The organism is Streptomyces sp. NPDC007808, assembly GCF_042868655.1.
Taxonomy (GTDB): domain Bacteria; phylum Actinomycetota; class Actinomycetes; order Streptomycetales; family Streptomycetaceae; genus Streptomyces.
On record NZ_JBIAEQ010000009.1, the window covers coordinates 186,522 to 201,307 of the forward strand.

The 14,786-nt window shown below is 72.7% G+C and carries 8 protein-coding genes; 2 read left to right on the plus strand and 6 right to left on the minus strand.

Annotation, left to right across the window (positions count from 1 at the left end; translation table 11 throughout):
• Position 1 precedes the first annotated feature (1 nt).
• The 5 genes from ACFYNL_RS31795 to ACFYNL_RS31815 form a co-directional block, all read right to left on the minus strand.
• On the minus strand, positions 2-1,738 hold the full coding sequence (locus ACFYNL_RS31795) for a serine/threonine-protein kinase (RefSeq protein WP_388809482.1): 1,737 nt from the start codon (positions 1,736-1,738) through the stop codon (positions 2-4).
• A gap of 92 nt (positions 1,739-1,830) precedes the next feature.
• A complete protein-coding gene (locus ACFYNL_RS31800) occupies positions 1,831-3,081 on the minus strand; it encodes a serine/threonine-protein kinase (RefSeq protein ID WP_388810103.1) in 1,251 nt (416 codons plus the stop codon).
• A 93-nt stretch (positions 3,082-3,174) separates the two neighbouring features.
• Entirely contained in the window at positions 3,175-4,914 is a 1,740-nt protein-coding gene (locus tag ACFYNL_RS31805; RefSeq protein WP_388810106.1) for a protein kinase, read from the minus strand.
• Positions 4,915-5,193: 279 nt separating this feature from the next.
• Complete coding sequence (locus ACFYNL_RS31810; RefSeq protein ID WP_388809484.1) at positions 5,194-7,785, minus strand: protein kinase; 2,592 nt, start codon at positions 7,783-7,785, stop codon at positions 5,194-5,196.
• A 187-nt stretch (positions 7,786-7,972) separates the two neighbouring features.
• The gene (locus tag ACFYNL_RS31815; RefSeq protein WP_388809487.1) at positions 7,973-10,126 is read right to left on the minus strand and encodes a protein kinase; all 2,154 of its coding nucleotides are present in this window, start codon (positions 10,124-10,126) and stop codon (positions 7,973-7,975) included.
• Between the two features lie 193 nt (positions 10,127-10,319).
• Here ACFYNL_RS31815 and ACFYNL_RS31820 point away from each other — a divergent pair, with 193 nt between their 5' ends.
• Complete coding sequence (locus tag ACFYNL_RS31820; RefSeq protein WP_388809489.1) at positions 10,320-11,402, plus strand: serine hydrolase domain-containing protein; 1,083 nt, start codon at positions 10,320-10,322, stop codon at positions 11,400-11,402.
• A gap of 117 nt (positions 11,403-11,519) precedes the next feature.
• On the opposite strand, the gene ACFYNL_RS31825 is transcribed toward ACFYNL_RS31820, so the two are convergent.
• Positions 11,520-13,226, minus strand: coding sequence for a glycerol-3-phosphate dehydrogenase/oxidase (locus ACFYNL_RS31825; RefSeq protein WP_388809492.1), 1,707 nt, complete (start codon positions 13,224-13,226; stop codon positions 11,520-11,522).
• 262 nt (positions 13,227-13,488) lie between these two features.
• Here ACFYNL_RS31825 and ACFYNL_RS31830 point away from each other — a divergent pair, with 262 nt between their 5' ends.
• Entirely contained in the window at positions 13,489-14,697 is a 1,209-nt protein-coding gene (locus ACFYNL_RS31830) for a nucleotide sugar dehydrogenase (RefSeq protein WP_388809494.1), read from the plus strand.
• The last annotated feature ends 89 nt before the right edge of the window (positions 14,698-14,786 follow it).

Consider the following 14,786-nt stretch of genomic DNA (forward strand, 5'->3'; position numbering starts at 1 on the left):
TTCAGAGCTTGTCGATGTCCAGGTTCGCGATGGCTGTCCGCGCCACCTCGCGTCCGCGGTCCGTGAAGTCGCCGTCGCCCGGGTAGCTGACGGTGAGCTTGTACATGTCTCCGGCGGAGGTCCGGTAGTAGAACATCCGCATCTCGCGCGGGCGGGGGTTCTGGATGTCGGTCGTCGTGTAGCGGATCAGGTTCTCGGCGGACTTCCTGCCCCGGTACGTGGTCTCCTCGGGCTCCGTCTTCGGGTTCGCCGGCATGCCGACCTCGGACTTGCCGCTCTGCTTGAAGTCGCCGTCGTCGTCGTACATCTCGGCGGCCGCGGACCCGGCGATGGCGTCGCTGGTGTCCTCGGCCTTCTTCTCCAGCTCCAGGGTGAGCCAGATGACGCCGCTCGCGTCGGTGTACGTGACCCAGTGGCCGTCGTCCGTCTCCTCGGGCAGGCTCGGCTTGTAGCGCGCGGGGACCGCCAGCGTCGCACCGAGGGCCTTCTCGTGATGCGTGTCCCAGCCGTCCGGCAGCGGCCCCGCGAACGGGTCGGCGATCACCAGGTAGGCCGCCACCGCGGCCGCCACGACCGCCGCACCGAGCCCGAGCAGCGCCTTGCGCCCCAGCCGGACGCCCGCCTTGGCGGCTTCGGGGATCCGTACGGCCTGGGTGACGGCCGGCGCCGGCGGGTCGGCCGCCTGTTCCAGCAGCGCACGCGTCTGCGCGGCGTTCGGCCGGCGGGCCGGGTCCTTCTGCAGGAGGCCGTTGATGGCCTCCGCGAGCGGGCCCTGCGCGGAGGCGGGTGGCGCGGGCGTGGCGTTGAGGACGGACTGGAGGGTCGCGGGGGTGTTGCTGCGGCGGAACGGCGAGACGCCCTCCGACGCCGCGTACAGCACGACGCCCAGGGACCACAGGTCGCTCGCCGGGCCGGGCCGCTGGCCCAGGACACGCTCGGGCGCGATGTACTCGGGCGAGCCGACGAAGCCGCCGGTGTCGGTGAGGTTGGTCTCGCCCTCGATCTGGGCGATGCCGAAGTCGGTGAGGACGACCCGGTCGTGACGGCCGAGGAGGACGTTGTCCGGCTTGACGTCGCGGTGCAGGATGCCGGCCGCGTGGGCGGCCTCCAGGGCGCCCAGCACCTCCAGGCCGATTCTCGCCGCCTCCCGGGCGTCGAGCGTGCCCTCCTGGAGCAGGTTCCCCAGTGAACGGCCCTGCACCAGTTCCATCACGATCCACGGCCGGTCGTCCACGACGGCGACGTCATGCACGTTCACGACCGCCGGATGGTCGAGGCGGGCCGCGGCACGGGCCTCGCGGCGCATCCGCTCGTAGGCGTTGGCGCGTTCACGTTCGGGAAGGTGGTCGGGTACGCGGGGCTCCTTGACGGCGACCTCGCGGTCCACCGTCTCGTCCTTGGCCCGCCAGACCGTGCCCATGCCGCCGTGCCCCAGCTTGGCGAGGAGCCGGTAGCGGCCGGCTATCAGGCGTCCGGTGCCGGGGGCCGGGTCGGTGGGACGGGCGGGGACCGGGTCCGCGGGACGGGCGGGAGCCGGGTCGGCGGGACGGGCGGGGGGCATGGCGGGGGGCGCGGAAGGAGGAACGGACGGCGCCGCCTGCTGCGGTGCTGCCCCGGCGGGGGCCGCATACGGGTTGCCCGGATGAGGCACGGGCGCGGACGGGTTCGGCCGCGGCGGTTGCAGGTCAAAACTCGTGGGCTCGTCGGACCGGTAAGGGGCTCCCCCGTTGCTGCTCATGGCTCCATCCATATCGCGGCAAGCGGTCACGCATCCAGCGTGACCGCTTGCCGGTCACAGAGCCGTGACCCCCGTTGCCGCTTATCTCCCCTTCATCCAGGGTTGCCGGACGACGGGGAGGCGCCGGGTGTACGGGTCCGGCTCGCTGTCGCGGTGGGCCCCTTCGTGGCCGTGGGTCGCCCGGTGGCCGTCGGCCGCACCGTGACCGTCGGCTTCACCGTGACCGTCGGCTTCACCGTGACCGTGGGCCGCACCGTGACGGTGGGCGTCACCGTGACCGTCGGCTTCACCGTGACCGTGGGCCCCGTGGACGTCGGCCCGCCGGAGGTCTCCGGCGCCGGGCCGGTGGGCACCACACCCCCGTCACCGCCCCCGTTCACCAGCAGCGCCGCCGCCGACACCCCGGCCACGGCCATCGCGGCGACCAGCACCGCGGTGGCCAGCTTGGTGCGCGCGGGGTAGCGCGGCGCCACACTGCCGAACCGTTTCGGCACACTCGTGAGTCCCGTCTCCAGGAACTCCCGCAGCATCCGCTCCGCCCCCTCCGCGTCCAGCCGCCGCCCGGGGTCCCGCTGCAACAGCCCGTGGACGACGGGCAGGAGCGGCTCCGCCTGCGCGGGCGGACGTATCTCGGCCGACACGACGGCGAGCACGGTGCCGCTCAACGAGTCCCGTCTGAAGGGCGATTCACCGCTCAGCGCCGCGCACAGCAGCGCCCCCACCGACCACAGGTCGGATGCCGGCCCTGTTCGCGCCCCGGACATCCGCTCGGGCGCGGTGTACTCGGGCGAGCCGACGAACGAGCCGGACTCGGTGAGCGTGCTGGTGCCGCGCACCTGGGCGACACCGAAGTCGGTGAGCACGACGCGGTCGGTGCCGTTCTCGATGAGCACGTTGGCCGGTTTGATGTCCCGGTGCAGCACCCCGGCAGCATGGGCCGTGCGCAGCGCGTTCAGCAGATCGGCCCCGATCCGCGCGGCCTCCGGCGCGTCGACGGGCCCGTACGTCGCGATCCGGTCGGCGAGGGAGTCGCCGTCGATCAACTCCATGACGATGTACGGTCGTTCGTCGTCCTCGATGACGTCGTGGACGACGATCACATGCGGATGGCTCAGCTGCGCCACCGCCTGGGCCTCGCGCAGGGTGCGCTCACGCTGCCGCCTGGCCTCGGCCGCGGAGAGCGTCTCGTCGAGGGGGAGCTCCTTGACGGCGACTCCCCGCCCCAGCAACTGGTCGGTCGCCCGCCATACGACGCCCATGCCGCCGCGACCGAGCCGCTCCTCCAGGCGGTAACGCCCCGCGATCACACGGAAGTTGGCCCCCTCGGTCCCCATGCGCCCCATCATGCCGCACCGGACGGATCGACTCCGGGATGCCGATCGGCCAACTATGCAAAGCAGCAAAGGCTGTCAAATGCCGCCCGGCCGCCACAAAACTCAGGGGCTGCTGGCCTGCCAGCCCTTCAGCACCGCCGAGAACTGCTTGAGCGTGGCGTCCCAGTCCTCCTCGGGCGAGGACATGTAGATCGCGTACTCCGTCCCGTCCCGGTCGATGTACGCCTGGTCGATGGCCCGGCGAGGCCCGGGGAAGGGGTCGTCCTTGGGCTGCGCGGTCCAGGTGTACTCCCACAGGGAGCCGTCGCGGTCGCGGTACAGGTTCCGCTCCAGTGACACCGTCTTGTAGTCGACCAGCCTCTTCAGCTCTTCCACCAGATCGCGCTGGTGGTCGTAGGCGTTCGCGAAGTCGGGCGAGGTGTCGACGGCGATGCGCACGAAGTGCTCGCCGCCGTCGGGCGAGTAGTCGACCTGCTGGAGGCCCTGGAACTCCTTGCCGACCACCTTCCGCTTCCATCCCTCGGGCAGGTAGAGCCTGAACCCCAGCGGGTCGTCGACGGGCTTCCAGGAAGCGGGCACTCCGGCTCCCGGGCCCGGCTCACCGCTCTCCGTGGGGTCGGGCGAGGGCGAGACCGAGGTGCCGCCGCCCTCCCGGAGCCCCCACTCGTGCAGCACCACCGCGGTGCCCCCACCGACGATCGCGGCCAGCGCGACGACGAGCGCGAGCGTACGCAGCCGCCGGCGCCTCGGGTGCCGGGCGGCGGACGGACCGTGGGTGCCGTGAGTGCCGTGGGCAGTGCCGGTGCCCGTGCTGTCGTACGGCGGGCCGGCGGCCGTCGACGCGGTCGGACCGGCCATCGGGGGATACGGCGTGCCGATCGGGGTCTGCGTGCCGGTGCGCGCGGCGGGCCCCGGGTACGCCGGAGCGGAGCGCGCCGCGGTCCCGGTCTGCGTGGGTCCCGTGCGCCCCTCCGGCTCGTGGCGCGTGTGCTGGGTCGGCACGTACGCCTGCGCCGCGTTCGGCTGCCTGCCCTCCGCCGCCTCGGCCAGCATCTGCTCGGTCTCGGCGGCGCCCGGCCGGGTGGCCGGATCCTTGCGCAGCAGGGCGCTGATCACGGGCGCGAGCGGGCCGGCGTGCCGGGGCTCGGCGGCCTCCTCCTCCACCACCGCCTGCATGGTGCCCAGCGGCGAGGTGCGGCGGAAGGGCGAACGGCCCTCCACGGCCGTGTAGAGCGTCGCGCCGAGCGCCCACAGGTCGGAGGCGGGGCCAGGATCATGGCCCCGGACGCGCTCGGGGGCGAGATAGTCGACCGAGCCGACGACCTCTCCGGTGCGGGTGATGGTGGTGTCGCCCTCGATCTGGGCGATGCCGAAGTCGGTCAGCAGGACTCGGCCGTCGTCCTCGGAGAGCAGGACGTTGCCGGGCTTGACGTCGCGGTGCAGGACGCCGGCGGTGTGCGCGGCGCGCAGGGCCCGCAGCACCCACAGGCCGATGCGCGCGGCCTCGGTCGGCTCGACGCGACCGCGCTCCTTGACCGCGTCGGCCAGTGAGTGGCCCTCGACCAGCTCCATCACGATCCAGGGCCGACCGTCGTGCTCCAGCACGTCGTGCACGGTGACGACGGCGGAGTGGTTGATACGCGCCGCGGCCCGCGCCTCGGCGCGGGTGCGCGCGAGCAGCCGGTCCAGGTCGCTCTCGGAGACGTAGAGCGCGGCGGTCAGTTCCTTGATCGCCACGGCCCGGTGCAGAACCTCGTCATGCGCACGCCATACACGGCCCATACCGCCGCTGCCGATCGCGTCGGCGAGCCGATAGCGCCCCGACACGAGCTGGCCCTGCATCTGATTCACGTCGCCCCGCAATGTTCTTGACAGAGTCAGATTAGGGACCGGCCGACGTGACCGGAACCACGGGGGTGCCAAGGAGACCGCACTGTGATGGTTGTCGCTTTCGCTGCCGCGAAGCAACCGTCACGCAGGGTTCGTAGGGAAAACCACTCGGTGACCCGCACTACCGTCGGTACGCCTTCGGTAGGCCGTCGGTGGCGTCGATGGGCCGTCGGTGGCGTCGGTAGGCGCCCGGCAGTGTCGGTACGCCCCCGGCGGCCTCGGTTTCCGGTGTCAGCCGGTGAACTTGTAGGTCGCCGACGCCTGCTCGAACAACCGTGTCACCTCGTCCCGCTCGGCCTCCGGACCGCGCAGCTGCACCACGTGGTACCGCCCCTCGATCAGGATCGCGAGATTGCGCACGTACAGTTCGCGCCCCTGGTCGTCGGTCCACGTGAACTGCCCCTCGGCCATGGACCGCTCGCCGACCTTGATGCTCTTCAGCCCGCTGGAGGAGGCCCAACTGGAGTCCCGGTACGGCTGGAGTTCCCGCTCGTGCTCCCGCTGGTAGACCATGGGGTCGCTGCCGTACTGGTCCGCGGTGTCCCGGCCGGGTACGACGATGAGGTCGAAGTCGCCGTGCGCGTACACGACCTGCCCGCGGCCGCTCTGCGCTGTGCGGTTCCATCCGTTGGCCACGGCGACCTGAAAGCCGGCCGCGTCGTCGCGCACGGTGAAACCGTTCGGGACATCGGGGCCGGTGGTCTGCGTCTCCTCCGAACCGGCGTCGTCCGAAGGGCTGTTGCCCGAGCCGGGGGACGTCTGGTCGGGCCGCGGCTCGCTGCTGGCCTCGGGGGTCCGCTCGGGCGCCGTCTGCTCGGCCCGGCCCGCGGCACCGGTGCGGTCGGCGTCGGCCGTGGCGCCGGCGCCCCGGTCGGCCTTGGGCATGAACAGCATGGCGTACGCGATCGCCGCGGCCATGCCGAGCAGGACGAGCAACAGCAGGGTGCGGCCGAGCCGCTTGGGCGAACGCGGCGCCGACCTGGCCCGCTTGTGCCGTCCGTGGTGCGCGGGCAGCCCGGCCCGGCGGCGGCGCACCAGCTCGCCGCGACGCCTCACGATCGGCAGCCGCTGCGGGTCGGCCGGCGGGACGGCGACCACATGCGCACCGGCCTCCGGCTCGGGCGCCGACCGCACGAGTGAGCGCAGCCAGCCCCTGAGCTCCTCGAAGTCCGAACGCTCGGTGGGGTCCTGACGCAGCAACGACTCCACGACCGGCCGCAGCGGCCCGCACTCCTCGGCGAACGCGGGCGGCTCCGCGCACACCATCTGCACCAGCTCGGCCGTCGACTCCTCCGGATACGGCGCATGCCCCTGCACGGCCCGGAAGAGCAACGCCCCCAACGCCCACAGGTCGGTCGCGGGCCCGATCGGCGCCGCCAACCGCCAGTTCTCGTGCACCGGACCGGCCTGCTCCGGCGCCCACCGCTCGGTCACGGGCCCCACCACGGCCATCCGCGCCTGCCGGGCCCGCTCCGCGGCGAGCGCGGTGGTGGGGCCGCGGTGGGCGGGGGTGCCGGCCACGAGGTCGTTCCAGCGGGTCGGGGGGAGGGGGGTGTCGGGGGGAGGAGGCGCGGCGGCGCCCTGCGCCGGGACAGCCGCAGTGCCGGGGAACGCGCCGAAGGCGGGCGGCTGCGGGCGCGGCTGCGCCGGCGGCAGCGCCGTGCGGTCATGGTGCTCGTCCCTCGGCGCACCGCCGCCCCCGCCGCGGGGCGCGGCACCGTGCCAGGACGCGGCCCGCACGCCGTACGGGTCGGCTATCTGGCCGGGGGGCGCGATGCTGCCGCTGCCCGAGGGGTACGGCTGCTGCGCCGAGCCGTTGGCCAGGGCGGCCGGGCCGTCCTCCGGCGCCGAGCGGGCCCCGGGCAGTGCCGCCCGTCCGCTCTGCTGCGCCTCCTGCACTCGGGCCGCGGCACGTGCCCCCGCCCGGTACGCGGCGATCGCTCCGGCCCGCGCGGCCCTGATGTCCCCACCGGTTTCCAGCACACCGTTCGCCGCGGCACCGGGCGGCCCGGCCGCACCGTCCGCGTCGCCGCCGGGCGCCGGGAGCCCGCCGGTGGCACGCGCCTCGATGGCGGCACGCCTCGCGGCCTCGGGGTCCACGCCCGCGGGTTCGGGACCGCCGATCCCGCCGCCCGCGGCCGGCCCGCCGCCGAACGTCCCGGCCTCATCTCCGCCTTCACCGTCCTCGACCGGCACCGGGTCGTAGCCGCACAGCGCCTCTTCGGCCGCGCCGACCGCGAGCCCGGTCAGCATCACCCTGCCGTCGTCGCAGACGAGCACCGTGCGTGCCGTGATGTTGCGGTGGACCCAGCCGTGGGCGTGCAGCACCCGCAGTGCCGTGAGGACGTCGGAGGCGACCTCGGCCGCCCGGTACGGCGTCAGCGGCTTCTCGGCGAGCAGCGCGGCCAGCGGACGGGCTGCCACCAACTCGCTCACTATCCACAGCGAACCGCCCTCGGCGAACACGTCGAAGACTTGGTCCAGCCGGGGATGGTCGGGGATCCGCGCCGCGGCCTGCGCGGCCTCGACCGCCCGCCGCACGGCGGGATCGCTGGGCCGGCGGTTGTTCGAACGCGCCGAGCCCCGGCGCCCCGCCCCACGGTCCCGGCCGTCCCGCACGTCCCGGGCGGTGAAACCGTCCGGCAGGCCTTCCGCGTCGAGCACCTCCGCCTCGACGACCTCCGGCAACGGCACCTGCCGGACCAGCACTTCCTGCCCGCTGTAGGTGTCGAAGGCTCGGCTCTCGGTGAGTTCGTACTCGTCCGAGGGCGGCAGCGGCAGGCGGTAGCGGTCGGCCAGCACCCGACCCGCATAGTCGTCCACGTTGCCTCCCCCGGCCGCCCGGTTGGTCAATTCCGCTCGCCTAGCGTCCCGTTCCGGACGCACGACTGAATGCGCACGGTCCGCAAACACTCACGATACGTGCCGGAGGCAACCCGCAAAGAGCGGTTGCCGTATCTCACGGCCCAAACCGTGCCGTCGCGCCCCCGCCCCTGGGCAGACGCTCACTTCACGACTTCGGCTCGAACGATTCCGTCAGCGTCCGCCAGGTGTCCTTGCGCAGGTCGCTGTCCCAGTCGGCGGCCTTCGCCGTGTACATCAGCGCGTAGGCGAGATGGTCGTTCACGACGAAGCCACGGTCGATCGTCCGGTACTTCGTCCCGCCCTCGACGTAGGTGAACTCCCAGTCGGCGGTTTTCCAGTCCCGGTAGTCCACCGCCTCTATCCGGATCTTCTTGTACTGCGAGCGCACCATGAACCGCTCCTGGTTCTCCCAGTCCGCCACCGGGTCGCTCTTCGGCGTGGACGTCCACGGGATGAGCAGCTTCTGACCGTCGGGTCCCGTGAAACGGTCCCCTGTACGCCCCGAGGACTGGAACTTCCACCCCTTGGGCAGCCCGATCGAGTACCCCTGGCCGCCCTTGTACGTCGACACGGCCTTGCTGTCGCTCCCGGACCCCGCCTCGGCACCGCTCCCGCCGGTCGCGCTCGTCCCGGCACTCGGCTCCTTCCCGGCCTCGCCGGAGCCGGACCCCGCGCCGGTCTTCCCGGACCCGGACCCGGCGCCGTCCGTGTGCGTGCCGCCCTTCTCCTTCTGCTTGGTCTCGGCGCTCCCGCTCGCACTGGCGGCAACTTTGCTCCCGCCGTCCTTCCCCGACGCCTGCGAGTCGCCGAAGCCGTTGATGACGAGGGCCAGCACCACACCGATCACGGCGAGCGCCACGACCACCGCGATGATCACCAGCGTCCGCTTCGGCACCACGTCGGTGAGCGGCGCCCTCGGCACGGGCCGCTGCGGCAGGTCCGGCGGCGGCATCACGGGCCACCCCGAACTGCGCCCCGCGCTGTCAGCGTCGGCCACCGTCTTCGCGTCCCCCTTGCCGGTGCCCGCACCGGTACGAGAACCGGCAGCGGCACCGGAGCCGGCAGCCGCATCGCTCTCGGAGGGCCGGCCGGAACCGGCCACCGCGGAGGACGCCTCGGACCCGCCGGTGCCCGTGGACGGTTCAGCGGCCGCTCCACCGGACGCTCCGTCGCGGTCCCGCTCCGCGGCTCCCGGCACAGCCGTCCCGTCCCCGGCCTCGGTACGGCCCGCCGCCGCCCCGGCGGCGCCCGCGCTCACCGCGGCCTTCCGCACGGAACGCAGCGCCCCGCGCAACCGCTCGGCGGCCTCCTCGCCCCGCTTGCTCCCGGTGCCGGCGCCCGAACGGCCCTTGCCCGCCGCCCGGTCGGGCTGCGGCGGCAACGGCACGACCCTCGTCGCGTCCATCGCCGACTCCGGCTCGTCCTTGGGGGCGGGCGCGTGGATGACGGCTTTGAGCATCGCCCGCGCACCTGCGTCGTCGAGCCGCTTGGCCGGATCCTTGGTCAGCAGGCCGTAGATGACGTCCCTCAGCGGCCCCGCGTTCTTCGGCTCCTCCAGCGGCTCGGTCATCACCGCCGTGAGTGTGGCGATCGCGGAACCCTTGTCGTACGGCGGCACTCCCTCGACCGACGCGTACAGCAGCCCGCCCAGCGACCAGAGGTCGGCAGCCGGGCCCGGCTTGTGGCCGCGGGCCCGCTCGGGGGAGATGTAGGAGGGAGCGCCGACGAGCATGCCGGTCGAGGTGATGGAGGGGTCGCCCTCGACCTGGGCGATGCCGAAGTCGGTGAGCACGACGCGGTCGGTGTCGGACTCCAGCAGGACGTTCGACGGCTTCACGTCGCGGTGCAGGATGCCCTCGCGGTGGGCGGACCGCAGCACGTCGAGGATGGCCAGACCGACCTGGGCCGCCCGCTTGGGCTCCAGCAGGCCGTCCTCCCGGATGACTTCGGCGAGCGACTTGCCCTCGACGAGCTCCATCACGATCCACGGCCGGTCGTCCTCCTCGACCACGTCGTAGACCGTCACGGCGCTGGTGTTGCGGATCCGCGCGATCGCCTTGGCCTCACGCAGCGTGCGCGTGATCAGCCGCCGCTTCTCCTCCTCGTCGATGTTCGACGGGAACCGCAGCTCCTTGACGGCGACCGTCCGCCCAAGGGTCTCGTCCTCGGCCCGCCACACCGTGCCCATGCCGCCCCGGCCGAGCACACCGCCCAGCCGGTACCGATCCGCGAGGAGACGCTCACGGTCGTCCTGACGAGTGTCCTGACGAGATGTCCCCGCCCGCTCCGCCTCCGACATGCGTCCCCTCATACAACCCGCCCTGACAGAGCCTCCATTGTCTCTCACCCGACAAGTGCCCGACGCCCAGGGTGCCCGACGCCCCACCACACCACCGAACGGCCCGGGCCTCCCGGCCGCGACACGCCCGAACCCGGCTGAATCACTGATTCCGGTACGGGGCATGATGGGCGCGGCCGAGGAAGGGACGCGCATGGCACGACCGGCGACGCCGCTGTTTCGCACGCTCCTCGGCATACCTGTGTGTCTGTCCCTTCTCGGTCTGCTCTCGGTGGCGCTCCTCGGCATGGCCCCGACGGCCTCGCCGCTGCCGTCGGCGCGACCGACGGGTGCGCTGGTTCCGCTGCTCGTCACCCGGGGCAAGGCCCCCGCCGCGGCCCTGCTGGCCCATGACGAGTCCGGCACCCGCTATGCCCAGGAGGGCCAGGGCCTCGCAGCCGACCAGCACTTCCGGGCCGGCAGCATGACGAAGACCTTCATCGCGACGGTCGTTCTGCAACTGGCCGCCGAACGACGGCTCTCCCTCTCCGACACGGTGGAGCGGCATCTGCCGGGCCTGGTACGCGGGGCGGGCAACGACGGGCGCGCGCTGACCCTTCGTTCGCTGCTGACCCACACCAGCGGGCTGTACGACTTCACCTCCCGGACCCGGGGTGCCGTCCCCGTGACGCCGATTCAGGCCCTGCGCATCTCACTCACCCACCCCCCTGCCGCCCCGGGCGACTATTCGTACTCGAACACCAACTACGTCCTGCTCGGGCTGATCGTCGAACGGGTCACCGGCCGTTCCTACGCCGCCGAGGCCGAGCGCCGCGTCATCGCTCCGCTGGGTCTGACCGGGACCTCCTTTCCCGGCTCACGCACATCGCTCCCCCTCCCGCACGGTCGTGCCTACGCCACCGACGGGACCGACGTCACCGAACTCGACCCGCGAGTGGCCGGCGCGGCCGGCGAACTGGTGACCACGCTCGCCGACCTCGACCGCTTCTACGCCGCACTGCTCGGCGGCCGACTGCTGCCCCCGCGCTGGCAGCGCGAGATGCTCGACACCCGTGTCGCGCATGGCTCGTACGGCATGGGAGTCTTCCCCTCGAAGTTGCCGTGCGGCACCGTCGTATGGGGGCACAACGGGCGCATCTCCGGCAGCTACGTGCGCTCCGCGGCCACCGTCGGCGGTCGTCATGTCCTCACTTTCCGGGTGAACACGACGGCGATCGCAGATCCCAGCCTCGAACCCCGGCTGCTCGCCGCCGAGTTCTGCCCTCGCACCTCGTAGAACGGTCGAGGTCCGAGAGGTGCTCCCGTCACCCGCCACTCGTTCGGGTGACGTTCCCGCCGGGCCGGGGCGCCGCTGCCCGAGCTGGGCGGCACACCCGGCGCACGAGGGCACCGCCTACAGCGGAACGATGTCCGGCGCCCCCAGCCGCGCCGCGTCCGCCGTCAGGTCGTCGGGCTGTCGCTGCGACTCCCGCTCGGCCTCCACCCGCTTCTGGTAATGCTCGACCTCGCGCTCGATGTGGTCCGTGTCCCAGCCCAGCACCGGCGCCATCAGTTCGGCCGCCTCGCGGGCGCACCGGGTGCCCCGGTCGAAGGTCTCGATGGAGATGCGGGTCCGCCGTGTCAGCACGTCGTCCAGGTGCCGCGCCCCCTCGTGCGAGGCGGCGTAGACGATCTCGGCACGCAGGTAGTCGTCGGCGGACTGCACGGGCTCGCCGAGCGCGGGATGCGCGGCGATGAGTTCGAGCACCTCTTCCGCCAGCGATCCGTACCGGTTCAACAGGTGCTCCACGCGCACCACGTGAAGACCCGTCCGCGCCGCGATCCGCGCCCGCGCGTTCCACAACGCCCGGTACCCCTCTGCGCCCAGCAGCGGAATGTCCTCCGTCACGCACTCGGCGACCCGCATGTCGAGACCGTGCACGGCCGCGTCCACCGCGTCCTTGGCCATCACCCGGTACGTCGTGTACTTGCCGCCGGCCACGACGACGAGCCCGGGCACGGGGTGGGCCACGGTGTGCTCGCGGGAGAGCTTGCTGGTGGCGTCCGACTCCCCGGCGAGCAGCGGCCGGAGTCCGGCGTAGACGCCCTCGACGTCGTCCCGGGTCAGCGGCACCGCGAGTACCGAGTTCACGTGCTCCAGCAGGTAGTCGATGTCGGCGCTGGACGCGGCCGGGTGAGCCTTGTCGAGGTCCCAGTCGGTGTCGGTGGTGCCGACGATCCAGTGCCGGCCCCAGGGGATGACGAACAGCACGGACTTCTCGGTGCGCAGGATGAGCCCGGTCGTGGAGTGGATGCGGTCCTTGGGCACGACCAGGTGGATGCCCTTGGAGGCGCGTACGTGGAACTGTCCGCGCTCCCCCACCATCGACTGGGTGTCGTCGGTCCACACACCCGTGGCGTTGACGATCTGCTGGGCGCGGATCTCGTACTCCCCGCCCCCCTCGACGTCCTGCACCCGCGCCCCGACGACCCGCTCGCCCTCGCGCAGGAATCCGGTCACGCGCGCGCGGTTGGCGACTTTCGCTCCGTAGGCCGCCGCGGTGCGCACGAGGGTGGCCACATAGCGGGCATCGTCCATCTGCGCGTCGTAGTACTGCAACGCGCCGACCAGGGCGTCCTTCTTCAGGGCAGGGGCCACGCGCAGGGCGCGACCGCGGCTCAGGTGGCGGTGCATGGGCAGGCCGCGGCCGTGGCCCCGGGCCATCGACATGGCGTCGTAGAGCGCGACGCCCGAGCCGGCGTACCAGCGCTCCCAGCCCTTGTGCTGCAGCGGGTAGAGGAACGGCACCGGCTTCACCAGGTGCGGGGCGAGCCGCTCCAGCAGCAGGCCGCGCTCCTTCAGCGCCTCGCGGACGAGGGCGAAGTCGAGCATCTCCAGATAGCGCAGGCCGCCGTGGATCAGTTTGCTGGACCTGCTGGACGTGCCCGACGCCCAGTCACGCGCCTCGACCAGGCCGGTGGACAGTCCGCGGGTCACCGCGTCCAGGGCGGTGCCCGCACCCACGACACCGCCGCCCACGACCAACAGGTCCAGCTCGCGCTCGGCCATTGCTGCGAGTGACTCGGCGCGCTCCGCCGGTCCCAGTGTCGCTGTCCTCACGCTGCCTCCCGCTCATCGGTCGCGTAGGCCGCACCCGTCGGGCGAAGCCCGGTTCCTACCTCCCCTGCCCAGAATTCTGACCGGGTTGCCCGACTTCAGCCACTACTCGCCCTCAGCCTGTGGACAACACTCCGGGAAACGCGATCATCCAATCCCGCAAATCGGTCATATTTACTCCTAGTCTGACATTGCGCTCCCTCGTTCTGTCCACAGGGCTTGCGCACCTGCTCCACTTCGGTTATTGGGAAGGACGGCCCACGCCATGCCCGCAGATCTCGCCGTCATCGGACTGGGCCCGTACGGCCTGCCCCTGGCCAAGGCCGCCGTCGCCGCCGGCATCCCCACGCTCGGTTACCGGACGGGACCCGAGGTGGCCTCCCTCAGCCCGGCCGAACTGCGCCGCATGCATGCGGGGGGCTTCCGGCACGCCACCAGCCCCGCCGAACTCGGCCGGGTCCGCACCGCCGTCATCTGCCCGCCGACCCCGCGGGGCGCCGACGGCGGACTCGACCTCGGCCAGGTCGAGGCGGCCGCCCACGCCCTGGCCGCACGACTGCGCCCGCACACCACCGTCATCCTGGAGTCCCCGGTGCCTCCGGGCACCACCGAGAACGTCCTGCTCCCGCTCCTCGAAGAGGGCTCGGGCCTGCGCGCCGGACGCGACTTCCACCTCGCCTACTCCCCCAGCCGCGTCGACCCCGGCAACCGGGACTTCAGCCCCACGAACACCCCCAAGGTGATCGGCGGGCTCACCCCGGCCTGCACCGAGTCCGCCGCCGCCTTCTACGGCCGCCTCACCGACAAGGTGGTACGCGCGCGTGGCCTGCGCGAGGCGGAGACCGTGCAGGTGCTGGAGACCAACTTCCGGCACGTCAACATCGCCCTCGTCAACGAAATGGCCGTGCTCTGCCATGACTTGGGCGTCGACCTGTGGGACGTCATCCGCTGCGCGGAGACCAAGCCCTTCGGCTTCCACGCCTTCCGGCCCGGCCCCGGCGTCGGTGGCCACGCCGTCCCCCAGGACCTCACCGGCCCGGCCGGCCGCACCCTGCGCATGGTGGAGCTGGCCCAGCAGGTCAACAACCAGATGCCCCGCTACGTCATCCAGCGCGCCGCCGCCCTCCTCAACGAGCACGGCAAGTCCGCCCGCGGCGCCCGCGTCCTCCTGCTCGGTGTCACCTACAAGCCCGACCTCGCCGACCAGCAGTCCACGCCCGCCGAGGAGGTCGCCGTCCGCCTGCTGCAGCTGGGCGCCTCCATCAGCTACCACGACCCCTACATCCCGTCCTGGAGCGTCCTGGACCGCCCGGTGCCGCGCGCGGACTCGCTGTACGAGGCGGTCGCGGACGCCGACCTGACGATCCTGCTCCAGCAGCATCGGACGTACGACCTGCAAGGGCTCTCGGTGAAGGCCCAGCTGCTGCTGGACACGCGGGGGGCCGCGCCCACGGGGGCGGCGCATCGGTTGTGAAGAGGGGCGCGTGGGAGGGGCGGGCACCCGAGGCTGGTGGCATACGGGGCACGGCGCGGGTACCTTACGGACAGGTGGAGCCCACCGCA

Excerpts from the sequence above, each read along its gene's own strand:
- ACFYNL_RS31795 (WP_388809482.1), bottom strand. The coding sequence starts at position 1,738 with ATGAGCAGCAACGGGGGAGCCCCTTACCGGTCCGACGAGCCCACGAGT.
- ACFYNL_RS31800 (WP_388810103.1), bottom strand. The coding sequence starts at position 3,081 with ATGGGGCGCATGGGGACCGAGGGGGCCAACTTCCGTGTGATCGCGGGG.
- ACFYNL_RS31805 (WP_388810106.1), bottom strand. The coding sequence starts at position 4,914 with ATGCAGGGCCAGCTCGTGTCGGGGCGCTATCGGCTCGCCGACGCGATC.
- ACFYNL_RS31815 (WP_388809487.1), bottom strand. The coding sequence starts at position 10,126 with ATGTCGGAGGCGGAGCGGGCGGGGACATCTCGTCAGGACACTCGTCAG.
- ACFYNL_RS31820 (WP_388809489.1), top strand. The coding sequence starts at position 10,320 with ATGGCACGACCGGCGACGCCGCTGTTTCGCACGCTCCTCGGCATACCT.
- ACFYNL_RS31830 (WP_388809494.1), top strand. The coding sequence starts at position 13,489 with ATGCCCGCAGATCTCGCCGTCATCGGACTGGGCCCGTACGGCCTGCCC.